Source organism: Nonomuraea sp. H19 (assembly GCF_052068215.1).
Classification (GTDB): domain Bacteria; phylum Actinomycetota; class Actinomycetes; order Streptosporangiales; family Streptosporangiaceae; genus Nonomuraea.
This window is the reverse complement of sequence record NZ_JBQHCV010000014.1, coordinates 187,592-202,529: the sequence shown is the minus strand read 5'-3', so window position 1 is coordinate 202,529 and position 14,938 is coordinate 187,592. Positions and strand designations below refer to the sequence as shown.

Below are 14,938 nucleotides of genomic sequence, written 5' to 3'. Positions count from 1 at the left end.
ATGAGTTGAGCCGAGGCCCGGGAGATCACCGCCCCGGGCCTCGTCTTATTCCGCCCGCCGGAACTGCGCGATCCCGATCCCCAGCAAAACCGCCCCGAGCGCGGCCACGACGCCCAGCTCCAGCGGCACCGGCACCTGGTAGCCGAACCACTGGACCCCGGGATTCAGCATCGCGTTCACCTGAGGCGGCACGTCCAGATGGGAGAACACCGCCTGCCGCATCGGATCCACCGCGTACGTCATCGGGTTGACCACGGTGAGCACGTGCAGCCACGAAGGCAGGTTGGCCAGCGGGAACATCGCCCCCGACAGGAACATCATGGGCATGATCGCCATCTGCATCAGCCCGAAGAACGTCTGCATGTTCTTCATCCGCGCGGCCACCATCACCCCGAACGCCGTGATCGTGAACGCGGCCAGGAACATCTCCGCCAGCAGCGTGACGATCAAGGTGGCCGAATAGGGCACGCCCACCAGGCCCGCCATGGCGACGATGATGACGCCCTGCGCGGTGGCCACCAGGGCGCCGCCCAGGCACTTGCCGACCACGATCGCCCCTCGCGAGACGGGCGCGACCAGCATCTCCCTGAGGAAGCCGAACTCGCGGTCCCACACGATGGACCCGGCCGAGAACATGCCCGTCATGATCACGGTCATGGAGATCATGCCGGGATACATGAAGGTGCGGAAGTCGATCCCCGGGATCGAGCCCTGTACCAGCGACCCCAGACCGGTGCCCATGACGAACAGCCACAGCACCGGCTGCACCAGCATGGACAGCATGCGGGTGCGGTCGTTGACGAAGCGCAGGATCTCCCGGTGGAGCACTATCTTGATCGCCCGGACGTCGTGCCCGGCGCTGCGCGCGGGCACCCGGACGCCGATCGTCTCAGTAGCCATCGCTCATCGCCTCGCCATCGCCCTCATGAACGCCATGTTGCCGTCGCCTGCCTCGGCGTCGCGGATCGTGGAGCCGGTGTAGGACATGAACACGTCGTCCAGGGACGGCCGTGACACGCTCACCGACTTGATCGGCATCCCGAGGTCGGCGAACAGCTTCGGCACGAACTCCTCGCCCGAGGCCACCGCGAACGTCACCGCGCCCTCGTGCACCGCCGCCTCCAGTCCGAACCGCTCCCGTAGCGCCGTGATCGCGGCCTGGTCGTCGCCGGTCTGGATCTGCACGCGGTCCTTGCCGACGCTGGCCTTCAGCGCCTCGGGGGAGTCGATGACGACGATCTCACCGTGGTCGATGATGGCGATCCTGTCGCAGTATTCGGCCTCGTCCATGTAGTGCGTGGTCATGAAGATGGTGATGTCCTCCATGAGGCGCAACTGGTTGATGTACCCCCAGATGGCCGAGCGGGTCTGCGGGTCGAGCCCCACGGTCGGCTCGTCGAGGAACAGCACCCGCGGCGAGTGCAGCAGGCCGCGGGCGATCTCCAGCCGCCGCTTCATGCCGCCCGAGAACGTCATGACCTTGGCGTCCTTGCGGTCCCACAGCGCGACCATCTCCATCACCTGGCGGATGCGGTCGCCGACCAGGCTCTTCGGCACGCCGTACAGCTCCGCGTGGAAGCGCAGGTTCTGCTCGGCGCTCAGATAGCCGTCCAGGGTGGGGTCCTGGAAGACGAGGCCGATGTTCCTGCGTACCTCGTCGCGTTCGCGCACCACGTCGTGCCCGGCCACGGTGGCGCTGCCGCCCGTCGGTCTGACCAGGGTGCAGAGCATGCTGATCGTGGTGGTCTTTCCCGCGCCGTTCGGCCCGAGAAAGCCGAACACCTCGCCGGGCCGCACCTCGAAGTCGACGCCCTTCACGGCCTCGACCTTGCCGTACGCCTTGCGCAGCCCTCGTACGGCCACCGCCGCTTCCGCGGTCATTCAGTCCTCCGCCAAGATCTGGAAAACGGACTTGCGGGTCTGCTTGATCAACTTTTTGGCCTCCGCCACCTGCCGGTCGCTGGCCGTGCGCACCAAATGGGCGACGGCCTCGTTGAGCTGGGCCCAGAGCAGGCGCAGCTCGTGGTGGTCGGCCGGCACCGTGCGGGCGACCTCGTCCCACGGGGCCTCGCCGGCGTGCCTGGCCGCCTGGCCGCGGCCCTGCTCCGTCAGCCGGTACGTACGGCTCCCGCCCGCTTCGTCGGAGGCCACCAGGCCCTCGTCCTCGAGCTGCTGGAGCGCCGGATAGACCGAGCCGGGACTGGGCCGCCACACGCCCAGGCTGCGCTCCTCGATGTCCTGGATCATCTGGTAGCCGTTTTGCGGCCCCTCGTGGAGGAGGGCCAGCAGGGCCGCCCTGACGTCGCCGCGCCGGACCCGCGGTGCGGGCGTCTCCCAGTGGACGATCGGGCCGAATTCAGGCCCGGGCGGCGCGGACGGTCCCGGCGGGGCGAACGGGGGCGGCGGGGCGAACCCGCCCGGCCCAGGCGGCGGGGGAGCGTCCCAGAAGTCCGGATCATGCATGATGACTCCCAACTATCGAGATATCTTGACGATATATCTAGATAGTTGGGGCAACAAGGCCAAGAGAGAAATCGGCCTCTTGGTTATTGAGCGTTAACGGCGGCGTCGATCGCGGCCCTGGCCATCGCGTGCAGCAGCGGCCGCATGTCCCGCCCCGGCAGCTCGCCGGCGCTGTGCGGCGTGGAGTTGAGCAGGCCGAAGACGGCGTGGGTGGCGGCGCGCAGGCGCGCGGGCGGGCACGAGGGGTGCAGCTCGGCCAGCACGGTGACCCACTCCTCGACGTAGAGCCGCTGCAACCGCCTGATCTGCCGCCGCTGCGGCTCCGGCACGTTGCCCAGCTCCCTGTCGTGCACCGTGATCAGCGCGGGCTGCTCGATGGAGAACGTGATCTGCACGTTGAGCAGCGCGTCCAGCGTCTGCTGCGGATCCGGGGACGAGGTGGCGACCGCGACGGCCGACTCGCGCAGCCGCGAGCTGATGTCCAGCAGCATCTCGGCGAGCAGCGCGTCCTTGCCGCTGAAATGGCGGTAGAGCGCCGGCCCCGAGACGCCCACCGCGCCGCCGATGTCCTCGATCGAGACGCCGTGGAAGCCGCGCCCGGCGAACAGCCGGGCGGCCGCCTCCAGGATTTCCGCGCGCCTGTTGCGCCGATTGCGGGTAGGTGTGGAGACGGTGGTCACGTCTCACATGCTAGACGACTACGTTAATGATGACTAACATCCGTGCCATGAGAGGTGACTCATGAGCAGCGATTGGCCGGTGCTGAAGTCGGTCGCCGACCCCGGGGGCGCGGCGTACAAACGCAACGCCGAGGTCAACGAGAGGCTGGCCGCCGAGCTGCTCGAACGCCTCGACGTCGCCGCGCTCGGCGGCCCCGAGAGGTCACGGCAGCGCCACGTCGAACGCGGCAAGCTGCTGCCCCGCGACCGCGTCGACGGCCTGCTGGACCCGGGCTCCCGCTTCCTGGAGCTGTCGCCGCTGGCCGCGAACGGCCTCTACGACGACCAGGCCCCCGCCGCCGGGATCATCACCGGGGTGGGCCGGGTCTCCGGCCGCGAGTGCGTGATCGTCGCCAACGACGCCACCGTCAAGGGCGGCACGTACTATCCGATCACCGTCAAGAAGCACCTGCGCGCGCAGGAGGTGGCGCTGCACAACCGCCTGCCCTGCGTCTACCTCGTGGACTCCGGTGGGGCGTTCCTGCCGAGACAGGACGAGGTGTTCCCCGACCGCGAGCACTTCGGCCGCATCTTCTACAACCAGGCCACGATGTCGGCCCGCGGCATCCCCCAGATCGCCGCGGTGCTCGGCTCCTGCACGGCCGGCGGAGCGTACGTGCCCGCGATGAGCGACGAGGCGGTCATCGTACGCGGCCAGGGCACGATCTTCCTGGGCGGCCCGCCCCTGGTGAAGGCGGCCACCGGCGAGGAGGTCACGGCCGAGGAACTCGGCGGCGGCGACCTGCACGCGCGGGTCAGCGGCGTCACCGACCACCTGGCCGAGGACGACGCGCACGCGCTGGCCATCGTCCGCGACATCGTCTCCACGCTCGCGCCGCGCCCCCCGCGGCCGTGGGAGACGACCACGCCGGAGCCGCCCAAGCATGACCCCCGCGACCTGTACGGAATCGTGCCCGGCGACACCCGCCAGCCGTACGACGTGCGCGAGGTGATCGCCAGGATCGTGGACGGCTCGCGTTTCCTCGAGTTCAAGGCCGAATACGGTGCCACGCTCGTCACCGGCTTCGCCCACCTGCACGGCCACCCGGTGGGGATCGTCGCCAACAACGGCATCCTGTTCAGCGAGTCCGCGATGAAGGGCGCGCACTTCATCGAGCTGTGCGACCAGCGGCGGATCCCCCTGGTGTTCCTGCAGAACATCAGCGGTTTCATGGTCGGCAAGGCCTACGAGGCGGGCGGCATCGCCAAGCACGGCGCCAAGATGGTCACCGCCGTCTCGTGCGCGCGCGTGCCCAAGTTCACCGTCGTGATCGGCGGGTCGTTCGGGGCGGGGAACTACGCGATGGCGGGGCGGGCGTACTCTCCCCGGTTCCTGTGGATGTGGCCGAACGCCCGCATCTCCGTCATGGGCGGCGAGCAGGCCGCGAACGTCCTGACGACCGTCGGCAGCGCCGACGCCGAGGCGATCAGGGCGCAATACGAGCGCCAGGGAAACCCGTACTACTCCACGGCCAGGCTCTGGGACGACGGCGTGATCGACCCCCTCGACACCCGCACCGTCCTGGGCCTGGCGCTGTCCGCGGCGGCCAACGCCCCGCTCGAGCCCGCCGGCTACGGCGTCTTCCGGATGTGACCATGCTCTTCAACCGTGTTCTGATCGCCAACAGGGGCGAGATCGCCGTACGGATCATCCGCACACTGCGGGGTCTCGGCATCACGTCGGTGGCCGTGCACGCGCCGTCCGACGCGGGCGCCAGGCACGTGCGCGAAGCCGACCTGGCCCTCCAGGTGCCGAATTATCTGGACATCGAGGCGATCGTGGGAGCGGCTCGGGATTCGGGTGCGCAGGCCGTCCATCCCGGATACGGGTTCCTCGCCGAGAACGCCGAGTTCGCGCGGCAGTGCGCGGCGGCCGGGCTGGTCTTCGTCGGGCCGCCGGCCGCGGCCATCGACGCGATGGGCGACAAGATCCGCGCCAAGGCCACGGTGTCGGCCGCCGGCGTGCCCGTGGTGCCGGGCGCGGCCGAGCCGGGCGACGCGCTGGAGGGCTGGCGCGACTTCCCCGCACTGATCAAGCCGTCCGCCGGCGGCGGGGGCAAGGGCATGGTGCTGGTCCGCTCGGCCGCCGAACTGGCCGAGGCGCTGGAGTCGGCACGGCGTACGGCGCGGGCCGCGTTCGGTGACGGCACGCTGCTCATCGAGCGCTACGTCGAGAGCCCGCGCCACATCGAGATCCAGATCCTGGCCGACACCCACGGGAACGTCGTCCACCTGGGCGAGCGCGAGTGCAGCCTGCAGCGCAGGCACCAGAAGATCATCGAGGAGGCCCCGTCGCCGTTCGTGACCCCCGAGACGCGCGCCCGCATGGGAGCGGCGGCGGTGGAGGCCGCCCGCGCGGTCGGGTACACCGGCGCGGGCACCGTCGAGTTCATCGTGGACGGCGCCACCGGCGCCTACCACTTCATGGAGATGAACACCCGCCTGCAGGTCGAGCACCCGGTCACGGAGCTGGTGACCGGGGTGGACCTGGTGGAGCTGCAGCTGCGGGCGGCGGCGGGGGAGCGGCTGCCGTTCGGGCAGCAGGACGTGCGGCTGTCCGGCCACGCCGTCGAGGCCCGCGTGTACGCCGAGGACCCGGCGCGCGGCTTCCTGCCCACGGGCGGCCGCGTGCTGGCCCTTCGCGAACCCGATGCGGCCATGCCGGGGATCCGGGTGGACTCCGGGCTGGTCGAGGGCGGGATCGTGGGCAGCGAGTTCGACCCGATGCTGGCCAAGGTCATCGCCTGGGCGCCGGACAGGCAGGCGGCGCTGCGGGCGCTCGACCGGGCCCTCGCCCGGACGGCCGTCCTGGGCGTGGTCACCAACATCCCGTTCCTGCGCGCGCTCGCCGCGCACCCCGCCGTCCTGGCGGGCGAGCTGGACACCGGCCTGGTCGAGCGGGTGCTGCCCGGCCTCCTTCCTGGCGTCGAGGTGCCCGGGGAGGTGCTGGCGGCCGCGGGGCTCGTCTTCCACGCCATGCCGCAGGGCGACGATCCGTGGGAGGTCACGGACGGGTGGCGGGCCGGCGCGCCGGCGTGGACCACGTGGCGGCTGGAGTCCAGGGACGGCGGGCACGAGGTCCAGGTACGCGGCCTGCCCGAAGAATCCGCCGAAGTCCAGATAAATGGCCAGAAGTTCGCCGCACGTATCCAGGCCGACGGCGCCGACCTCGCGGTCACCGTCGGCGGCCGTACCGAGCACTACCTCCACGTACGCCACGACGACACGCTCTGGCTCGGCAAGGACGGCCGGACGTGGGCGTTCACCCGCCACCTCATCGGCGACCCCGGCGACCGCCCGGGCGCGGCGGCGGCCGGGGACGGCGTGGTCAGGAGCCCCATGCCGGGCACCGTCCTGGTGGTCAAGGCGCAGGTGGGCGAGCGGGTGAGCGAGGGGCAGGCGCTGGTCATCGTGGAGGCCATGAAGATGGAGCACACGGTCACCGCCCCGTGCGACGGCGTGGTCACCGAGCTGCCCGCGCAGGCCGGGCAGCCGGTCGACATGGACGCCGTGCTGGCCGTGGTCACCGTCGAGGAGGCGTGATGGCGTACCCCATGGAGGGTCTTCCGCAGCAGATCACGATCTACGAGGTCGGCCCGCGCGACGGGCTGCAGAACGAGTCCTCCGTCGTGCCCGTCGAGGTCAAGGCCGAGTTCATCGACCGGCTCGCCGACGCCGGGCACAAGGTGATCGAGGCGACCAGCTTCGTGCACCCGAAGTGGGTGCCGCAGCTGGCCGACGCCGACGAGCTGCTCACCAGGCTGGACCGCCGGCCGGGCGTGCGCTACCCGGTGCTGGTGCCGAACCAGCGCGGCCTGGACCGGGCGCTCGACCTGGGTGTGGAAGAGATCGCGATCTTCGCCAGCGCCACCGAGACGTTCGCCGCCAAGAACCTCAACAGGAGCCTGGAGAGCCAGTTCGGCATGTTCGAGCCGGTCGTGGCCAGGGCGCTGGACAACGGCGTCAAGGTGCGGGCGTACGTGTCGATGTGCTTCGGCGATCCCTGGGAGGGGCCGACGCCGATCCAGCAGGTCGTCACGGTCGGCGAGCGGCTGCTCGGGCTCGGCTGCCACGAGCTGTCGCTCGGCGACACGACAGGGGTCGGCACGCCGGGCCACGTGACCGCCCTGATCCGCGCGCTCGGCAGGCCCGAGCGGCTGGCCGTGCACTTCCACGACACCTACGGCCAGGCGCTCGGCAACACCCTGGCCGCCTTGCGCGCGGGCGTGACCACCGTGGACGCCTCCACCGGCGGCATCGGCGGCTGCCCCTACGCCGAGTCCGCCACCGGCAACCTCGCCACCGAGGACCTGGTCTGGATGCTGCACGGGCTCGGCATCGAGACCGGGCTCGACCTGGACAAGCTCGTGGCCACCAGCACCTGGCTGGCCGGGCTGCTCGGCCGGCCCAGTCCCTCCCGCGTCGTACAGGCGCTGTCGAAAGGCTGACATGCTCAAGGACGAGTACGAAGAGCTGCGCAAGACGGTCGAGGCGTTCGCCCGCGACGTGGTGGCGCCGGTGATCGGCGACTATTACGAGCGCGAGGAGTTCCCTTACGACATCGTGCGGCAGATGGGCGCGATGGGCCTGTTCGGCCTGCCGTTCCCCGAGGAATACGGCGGCATGGGCGGCGACTACTTCGCGCTCTGCCTGGCGCTGGAGGAGCTGGCCCGCGTCGACTCCAGCGTGTCGATCACCCTGGAGGCCGCGGTGTCGCTGGGCGCGATGCCGATCTACCGGTTCGGCACCGAGGAACAGCGCCTGCACTGGCTGCCCAGGCTGACCTCCGGCGCCGAGCTGGGCGCGTTCGGCCTGACCGAGCCCGGCGGCGGCACGGACGTGCCGGGCGGGATGCGTACCACGGCCGTGCTGGACGGCTCCGAATGGGTGATCAACGGGACGAAGGCCTTCATCACGAACTCCGGCACCGACATCACCGCCGTCGTCGGGGTGGCCGCGCTCACCGGCGAACGGGAGATCTCCACGATCCTCGTGCCGAGCGGCACGCCCGGATTCACGGTGTCGAAGAAGTACTCCAAGGTCGGCTGGAACGCCTCCGACACCCGCGAGCTGTCCTTCACCGACTGCCGCGTCCCCGCCGGCAACCTCCTCGGCCGGCGCGGCCGCGGCTACGCCCAGTTCCTGCAGACGCTGGACGAGGGCCGCATCGCGATCGCCGCCGTCAGCGTCGGGCTGGCGCAGGGCTGCGTGGACGAGTGCCTGAAGTACGTACGGGACAGGAAGGCGTTCGGCCACCCGATCGGCCACTACCAGGCCATCCAGTTCAAGATCGCCGACATGGAGGCGCGGGCGCACACGGCCCGCCTGGCGTACTACCACGCGGCGGAGCGGATGCTGGCGGGGATGCCGTTCAAGAAGGAGGCGGCGATCGCCAAGCTGGTCGCCTCCAACGCGGCCATGGACAACTCGCGCGAGGCCACGCAGGTGTTCGGCGGGTACGGCTTCATGAACGAGTTCCCCGTCGGCCGCTTCTACCGCGACGCCAAGATCCTGGAGATCGGAGAGGGCACGAGCGAGGTCCAGCGCATGCTCATCGCCCGCCAGCTCGGGCTGGGCGACCTGTGAGCTCGGGCGGTGTCCACGCGCTGAGCTCGGCGGGTGTTTGCGCGGGTGAGGTGGCACGATCTAGGGTCATCTGTCATGACGGCTGACGATCTCCTGATCAGGAGGGCGGACAAGGCGGACGCGGACGAGGTGTTCGCGCTCGCTCGCGAGTTCGGGCTGACGTTCCGGCCCGAGCGCGAGGCCTTCGACGCCGCGCTGCCGGAGCTGCTGGCGAACCACGACGCCCTGCTGCTCGTGGCGGTCGTGGGCGGGCACGTCCACGGCTACCTGCTGGGGTTCGTCCACTTGACGCTGTTCGCCAACGGGCCGGTCGCCTGGGTCGAGGAGGCCATGGTCCAGTCGGGGTCGCGCCGGCAGGGGATCGGGCGGAGGCTGCTGGAGGAGTTCGAGCAGTGGGCCCGCTCGCGCCAGGCGGGCTATGTGGCCATGGCGACGCGGCGGGCGCCCGAGTTCTACCACGCGCTGGGCTACGAGGCCTCGGCCACGTTCTTCCGCAAGGTCCTGCGCTGACACCAACGCTTCCACCACGCCACATGGCGCGTCGGGCGCCGGGTGCCGTGCGGGCATGCCATCGCACGCGGTGGTCCGTGCTGCGGCGGACGGTTTCGCCGGGCGGGCCGCCGGAAAGTGCGGAAGGCCGTTTCAGTCGTAGCCGGATGGCATGCTGATGTCGTGAGTATCCATGCCGTGAGCCCCTTGTTCGTCGGGCGTGCCCGCGAGCTCTCCGCTCTCGGCGACGCGCTGATCAGAGCGCGTTCCGGGGTGTCGTCGACCGTGCTGGTCGGCGGCGAGGCCGGGGTCGGCAAGACGCGGCTCGTCAAGGAGTTCATCGACCGGGCCGGCGACGCTCTGGCGCTCGTGGGCGGGTGTCTCGAGCTGGGCACGGAGGGTCTGCCGTTCGCGCCGTTCACCGCCGTGCTGCGCGGCCTCGTGCGGGAGCTGGGCCGCGACGGGGTCGCGGCGCTCGTGCCGGGAGGCACCACGCGCGGGCTGGCGCGGCTGCTGCCCGAGTTCGGGGAGCCGGACAAGGACGGGGCCGAGGCCAGGGCGCGGCTGTTCGAGCAGGTGCTCGGGCTGCTGGAGCGGCTGGCCGAGGAGCGTCCCGTGCTGCTGGTCGTCGAGGACGCGCACTGGGCCGACCGGTCCACCCGCGACCTGCTGTCGTTCCTGGTCCGCTACCAGCGCACCGCGGGCCGCCTGCTGATCGTCGTCACCTACCGCACCGACGAGCTGCATCGCACCCACCCGCTGCGGCCGATGCTCGCCGAGCTGGGCCGCGTGGAGTGGGTGACCAGGGCCGAGCTGCGCAGGCTCACCCGCAGGGAGGCCGTCGCCCAGGCGGCCAGCATCCTGGAGCGGGAGCCGTCCCCCGCCGACATGGACCTGATCTACGCCCGCAGCGAGGGCAACCCGCTGTTCGTCGAGGCGCTGCTCAGCGAGGCCGGCGGCGGCGACGCGCTGCCCGAGTCGCTGCGCGACCTGCTGCTGGCCAGCGTCGAGCGGCTGCCCGAGGAGACGCAGGAGCTGCTGCGCGTGGCCAGCGCGGGCGGCCAGCGCATCGAGCACGATCTGCTCTCCGCCGTCGCCGGGCTCGACGACAACGCGCTCTCCGGCGCCCTGCGGCCCGCCGTGGCGGGCAACGTGCTGGTCGTCGACGGCGAGGGCTACAGCTTCAGGCACGCGCTCATCCGCGAGGCGCTCCACGACGACCTGCTGCCCGGCGAGCACACCCGCCTCCACACCCGCTACGCCGAGGCCCTGGAGCGCGACCTGTCGATCCTGCCCGCCCCGCGCGGCGCGATCGAGCTGGCCCACCACTGGCACTCCGCCCACGACTCCACCTGGGCACTGGTCAGCGCCTGGCGCGCGGCCGCCGCGGCCCGCAAGTCCACCGCCTACGACGAGCAGCTCAGGATGCTCTCCAGGGTGCTCGAGCTGTGGGACCAGGTGCCCGACGCCCCTGATCGCATCGGCTGCGACCGGATCGACGTGCTCGGGCAGATCGCCACGGTGGCCCATCTCGCCGGCGAATTCGAGCGCAGCATCGCCCTGGCCAGCGCCGCCCTGGCTGAGCTGGACCACGCGAGCGACCCGATCAGGACCGCCCGCCTGCTGCGCCAGCGCGGCCTGACCCGCTACGACCTGGGCCGCCTCGGTTTCCGCGAAGACCTGCGCCGCGCCGCCGAGCTGGTGCCCGCCGACCCGCCGACCAAGCTGCGCGGCCAGGTGCTGGAGAGCCTGTCGCGCATGCTCCACGGCGCGGAGAACTGGTCGGAGAGGATCGCCACCGCCCAGATCGCGAGAGAGATCGCCCACCAGGTGGGCGACGCCAACGTCGAGGCCCACGCGCTGATCGATCTCGCCTGGGCGCGTTTCTGCTTTTCCGAGATCGAAGCCCAGCTCGACGCGTTCGCCGAGGCGCGCCGCATCGCCGCCGGCGGCGATGCGTACAACGCGCTGATGCGCTGCGCCATCTCCGAGTCCGACGCGCTGGAGGGCGCGGGCTGGCACGAGCGGGCCGCGCAGGTGGCCCGCGACGGCGTCGAGGAGGCCGGGCACTACGGCCTGGCGCGCACGTCGGGCGCGTTCCTGGCGATCAACCTGGCCGAGCCGCTGGTGTCGCTCGGCCGCTGGGACGAGGCCCTCGAAGTGATCGAGCACGCGCTCGACCTCGCGCCGCCGGCACCCTACCGGGCCAGCCTGCAGGGGTTCGCCATGGACATCGCGCTCGCCCGGGGCCAGCTCGACCGGGCCGAGCAACTGCTGGGGGCGTCGCGCAGCGTGCTGTCGCGGGGCACGTACCGGGATCAGGCGGTGCTGCCGCACCTGTGCAGGGATGTGCAGCTGCTGCGGGCGCGCGGGCAGCTCGACGAGGCCGTGGAGACGGCCGCCCGCGCCCTGGAGGAGCGCGACCTGGTGAGCACCCCGCGTTACTCCTGGCCGGTGCTTGTGACGTTCGCCCAGCTCCTCGCACAGGTCACCGGGCCGATGTCCGCGGGGTCCGATCGGTCAGGTCTCGGCGCGCTCGCGCGACTCGGGCTGTCGCTCCTGCCGCGGCTGCGCGCGCTGGCAACGGAGCTGGGGGTCGTGGGCGATCTCCAGCAGGCGCAGCAGCTCACGTTCACCGCGCTGACCGGTCCCGAGACGCCGCCGGACGATGCCGCCGAGCTGGCCGCCTGGCAGTTCAAGGCCTGGGACGGGGCGGTGGCGGCGTGGGCGGGGCTGCGGCAGCCGTACTCCGAGGCCAAAAGCCTGATGGGCGCCGCGCGGGCCGCGCTCGCGGCCGGGGACCGGCAGGAGGCCGCGGCGCGGCTGACGCGGGCCCGCGAACTCGCCGCCCGGCTCGGCGCCACGCCGCTGCTGGAGCAGCTCGACGACTTCCGGCGGCGCGCCAGGATCGGTGGCGAGGAGGCTTCCGACGGGCTTCCGCTGGGATTGACGGCGCGGGAGCTGGAGGTGCTGCGGGAGGTTGCGCATGGGCGCAGCAACCGGGAGATCGCGGAGGCGCTGTTCATCTCGGTGAAGACGGTGAGCGTCCACGTCTCCAACATCTTGGCGAAACTGGGCGTTTCGACTCGCGGCGAGGCGGCGGCAACCGCACATCGACATGGGCTCTTTGACTGAGATCCTCCGCCGCTTCTCCGCCGTGCTGGTCTTCTGAGACCTTCATTCTTTACGCGCTGCCGTGGTCCCCCAAACGCCGTACTTCGGCTGAGGGCCCTCCAGGGTAACGGCCTCTGACCCTTCAGGGGTTACGCGCCGATACGCGAGCCCTCCTTGCCCGGCCTCCGTGGGTCGGGGTCAGGGCTCTGCGTCCAGCTTCGACGCCGGCCTTGTTGATCCGTTCCCGGCCGGCCTGGTCAGCCGGTGAGCTGCGCCTCCAGGCGGTAGCCGTCCACCGTGACGTACACCTGGTCGCCGGGCCGCGCGTTCAAGCGCATGAGCACCGGCTGCAGGGAGTCGAAGACCGGCTGGTGCCCTTGCCAGACCAGGACGATGGCGTTGTCGCCGGGGCCCGTCACCGACAGCAGGGTGCCGGGACGCATGCCGAGCTGTGCCGCGTACCCCTCCGGCACCGGCACCGGGCCGCCCCGCAGGTGCTCGGGGGTGACCTCGATGCGCTGCCAGCGGCGCGGGTCCGACGACGGGCCCGGGAGCGGCGGAGGTGGCGTGGACGGGGCTCCGGCCACGGGCAGTATCCCGGAGCGGCCGCCCGACAGGGCCGACAGCGTGGCCAGTGCGGCGGACGGGTCGATCGAGCTCGCCGTCGCGGGCGGGATGGGCTGGCCGCCCCGATGGTGGTGGCCGTTGGCTCCCGGCGTGCGACGGGGCAGGGGCTGGTCGAGCGACGGCCCCGAGCCCACCGGGTCGGGGGCGGTCTTGGGAGGCAGGGCGTCGAGCCAGGCCTTGGCCGAGTGGGCGCGGATGCCCAGCTCGCCCACCAGCGCCACGACGTCGGCGTCGGGCGAGGCCGTGGCCAGGAGCTGCCGCGTACGGGCCTGCAGGCCATGGAGGTCGCCCACCACCAGCCAGCCGTCCTGGAGGCGGCGGTCGGGCATGAGCGTCACCAGCACCCGCCACAGCGGCGTGCGCAGCGACGGCACGGTCACGGGGTGGGCCGGGTCGGCGCCGATGAGCTGGTCTTCCGTGGCCGCCGCGCCGAGCCACTCGGTCAGCCGGAACATGTGCCCGGTGACCGGTGCGGACTCCGACGAGCGGAGCCAGTGCAGCACGCGTTCTTCGGCGGTGCGCTGGGCCTGGGACAGCGCGTCCCTGTCCACGAGCATCTTGTGCGCGAGCGTGCGCAGGCTGACCGGGTCCTGCGCGAACAGCCGGTGCACGGCCACGGCCAGTTCGAGCTTGTCCAGGCTGCGGAACAGGCTGTCCACCACGCGGACCATGGCGTGGTCGGTGTCGGACGGCACCGGGCTGGACGGCGTCGTGCCGGGAACGTAGCCCTTGGCGCCGTCCGTCCCGGGCACGGCCGGGAACGACCCGGTGTGCGGGCCGCCGGCGCTCGCCGCGCCGGGTGCGGGGCTGCCGGGCTGCGGGCCGGGGGGGCGCTGAGGGAGGCGTTCGGCCTGGCCGGGCGCCGGGCGCTGCGGAAGGCCGCCGCTCTGGGGCTGCGCGGCGAACGAACCGCTCTGCGGGGTGAACGACCCCGTCTGGCGTTGCGGGCCGCTCTCCGATGGCTGGGCCGGGAAGGTGCCGGTCTGACGCGGCGAAGGCCCATCCGCCGGCTGAGCGGGGAACGACCCCGTCTGGCGCTGCGTGCCGCTTTCGCCCTGGGCCGGGACCGGCCCGGTCTGGCGTTGCGGGCCGCTCTCCGATGGCTGGGCCGGGAAGGAGCCGGTCTGACGCTGGGAGCCGCTGTCCGCGGGTGGTGCCGGCTGGCGTTGCGGGCCGCTGTCCTGCGGCTGAGCGAAGAAGGAGCCGGTCTGGCGCGGCGGCGCGCCGTTGCTGCCCTGGCCCGCGAAAGGCCCGGACGGCGCGGGAGGTCCAGAGGGGGCGGTCCGTCCTGGTGCGGTGCCCTCGGACGGGGCGGCGAGCGGGCCGGACTGAGCGGCGAGCGGGCCGGACTGCGGCTGCGGCGTGGCTTCCGGCTGGACGGGGAAGGGGTCCGTGCCTCTGACCTCGTCCTGCGCGGGACCGGTGGGCTGGCTGGGGACCCCGCCCACCTGCAGCGGGCGCGTCACTTCGGGATGGGCGGCCTTCGGGGCCTCGCGCTGGGCCGGGATGCGCCCGAGGATCTCGCGGAAGACGGCGCGGATCACCACTTCGGGCGTGGCCGAGGGAGTGCTCAGGTCGCTGGGGGCCAGGCGGCGCAGCCGCTGCCAGCCGCCGAGGCCGATGATCGCCGTACGGGTCGCCTCGGGCCAGCCGGGCAGCGCGGGATCCACGTGGTGAACCGCCAGGGCGGGCAGCAGATCGGACAGCGGCAGATGGTCCCAGCGGGAGGAGGCCAGCCGCGCCAGGCGTTCGCAGATCCAGTCGAGGCCCGCCGTGCCGAGTGCCTTCGACAGCGCCAGGGAGGACCACCACCCCGCGGGCAGGCGCGGATCGCCCAGCGCCTCGGCCACCTGCTGCGGGCGGCTCCAGCGCAGAGCAGGAACTAGGTCGCTCAGGCAGATCGATGACTCGACTTCCATCGGCGGACCTTATCCTCCCCA

General features: G+C 71.9%; 11 protein-coding genes. 6 read left to right on the top strand and 5 right to left on the bottom strand.

Annotation, left to right across the window (positions count from 1 at the left end; translation table 11 throughout):
* Nucleotides 1-45 precede the first annotated feature (45 nt).
* From ACTMTI_RS30155 to ACTMTI_RS30140, 4 genes are all read right to left on the bottom strand, one after another.
* Nucleotides 46-900 carry an ABC transporter permease gene (locus ACTMTI_RS30155; protein WP_441123943.1) on the bottom strand — a complete coding sequence of 285 codons (855 nt, stop codon included), beginning with the start codon at nucleotides 898-900 and terminating at the stop codon, nucleotides 46-48.
* A gap of 3 nt (nucleotides 901-903) precedes the next feature.
* Nucleotides 904-1,881, bottom strand: a complete 978-nt coding sequence (locus ACTMTI_RS30150; RefSeq protein WP_441123942.1) for an ATP-binding cassette domain-containing protein — start codon at nucleotides 1,879-1,881, stop codon at nucleotides 904-906.
* A complete protein-coding gene (locus ACTMTI_RS30145; protein ID WP_441123941.1) occupies nucleotides 1,882-2,463 on the bottom strand; it encodes a PadR family transcriptional regulator in 582 nt (193 codons plus the stop codon).
* Nucleotides 2,464-2,546: 83 nt separating this feature from the next.
* Nucleotides 2,547-3,143 carry an SACE_7040 family transcriptional regulator gene (locus ACTMTI_RS30140; RefSeq protein WP_441123940.1) on the bottom strand — a complete coding sequence of 199 codons (597 nt, stop codon included), beginning with the start codon at nucleotides 3,141-3,143 and terminating at the stop codon, nucleotides 2,547-2,549.
* Nucleotides 3,144-3,204: 61 nt separating this feature from the next.
* Between ACTMTI_RS30140 and ACTMTI_RS30135 the strand changes: the two genes are divergently transcribed.
* The 6 genes from ACTMTI_RS30135 to ACTMTI_RS30110 all read left to right on the top strand — a co-directional run bounded on the left by ACTMTI_RS30135 (nucleotide 3,205) and on the right by ACTMTI_RS30110 (nucleotide 12,392).
* The gene (locus tag ACTMTI_RS30135; RefSeq protein ID WP_441123939.1) at nucleotides 3,205-4,776 is read left to right on the top strand and encodes a carboxyl transferase domain-containing protein; all 1,572 of its coding nucleotides are present in this window, start codon (nucleotides 3,205-3,207) and stop codon (nucleotides 4,774-4,776) included.
* Between the two features lie 2 nt (nucleotides 4,777-4,778).
* A complete protein-coding gene (locus ACTMTI_RS30130; RefSeq protein ID WP_441123938.1) occupies nucleotides 4,779-6,725 on the top strand; it encodes an acetyl/propionyl/methylcrotonyl-CoA carboxylase subunit alpha in 1,947 nt (648 codons plus the stop codon).
* Complete coding sequence (locus tag ACTMTI_RS30125) at nucleotides 6,725-7,630, top strand: hydroxymethylglutaryl-CoA lyase (RefSeq protein ID WP_441123936.1); 906 nt, start codon at nucleotides 6,725-6,727, stop codon at nucleotides 7,628-7,630. Before ACTMTI_RS30130 ends, ACTMTI_RS30125 begins: the two co-directional genes overlap by 1 nt.
* Nucleotide 7,631: 1 nt before the next feature.
* On the top strand, nucleotides 7,632-8,768 hold the full coding sequence (locus ACTMTI_RS30120) for an acyl-CoA dehydrogenase family protein (protein WP_441123935.1): 1,137 nt from the start codon (nucleotides 7,632-7,634) through the stop codon (nucleotides 8,766-8,768).
* A gap of 75 nt (nucleotides 8,769-8,843) precedes the next feature.
* The gene (locus ACTMTI_RS30115) at nucleotides 8,844-9,278 is read left to right on the top strand and encodes a GNAT family N-acetyltransferase (protein WP_441123933.1); all 435 of its coding nucleotides are present in this window, start codon (nucleotides 8,844-8,846) and stop codon (nucleotides 9,276-9,278) included.
* 162 nt (nucleotides 9,279-9,440) lie between these two features.
* Nucleotides 9,441-12,392 (top strand): helix-turn-helix transcriptional regulator, encoded by a 2,952-nt coding sequence (locus ACTMTI_RS30110; RefSeq protein WP_441123932.1) that lies wholly within the window; start codon nucleotides 9,441-9,443, stop codon nucleotides 12,390-12,392.
* Between the two features lie 236 nt (nucleotides 12,393-12,628).
* Here the strand turns inward: ACTMTI_RS30110 and ACTMTI_RS30105 are convergent, their stop codons facing one another.
* Nucleotides 12,629-14,917: a hypothetical protein gene (locus tag ACTMTI_RS30105; RefSeq protein WP_441123931.1), complete on the bottom strand. Its 2,289-nt coding sequence runs from the start codon at nucleotides 14,915-14,917 to the stop codon at nucleotides 12,629-12,631.
* Nucleotides 14,918-14,938: the final 21 nt, after the last annotated feature.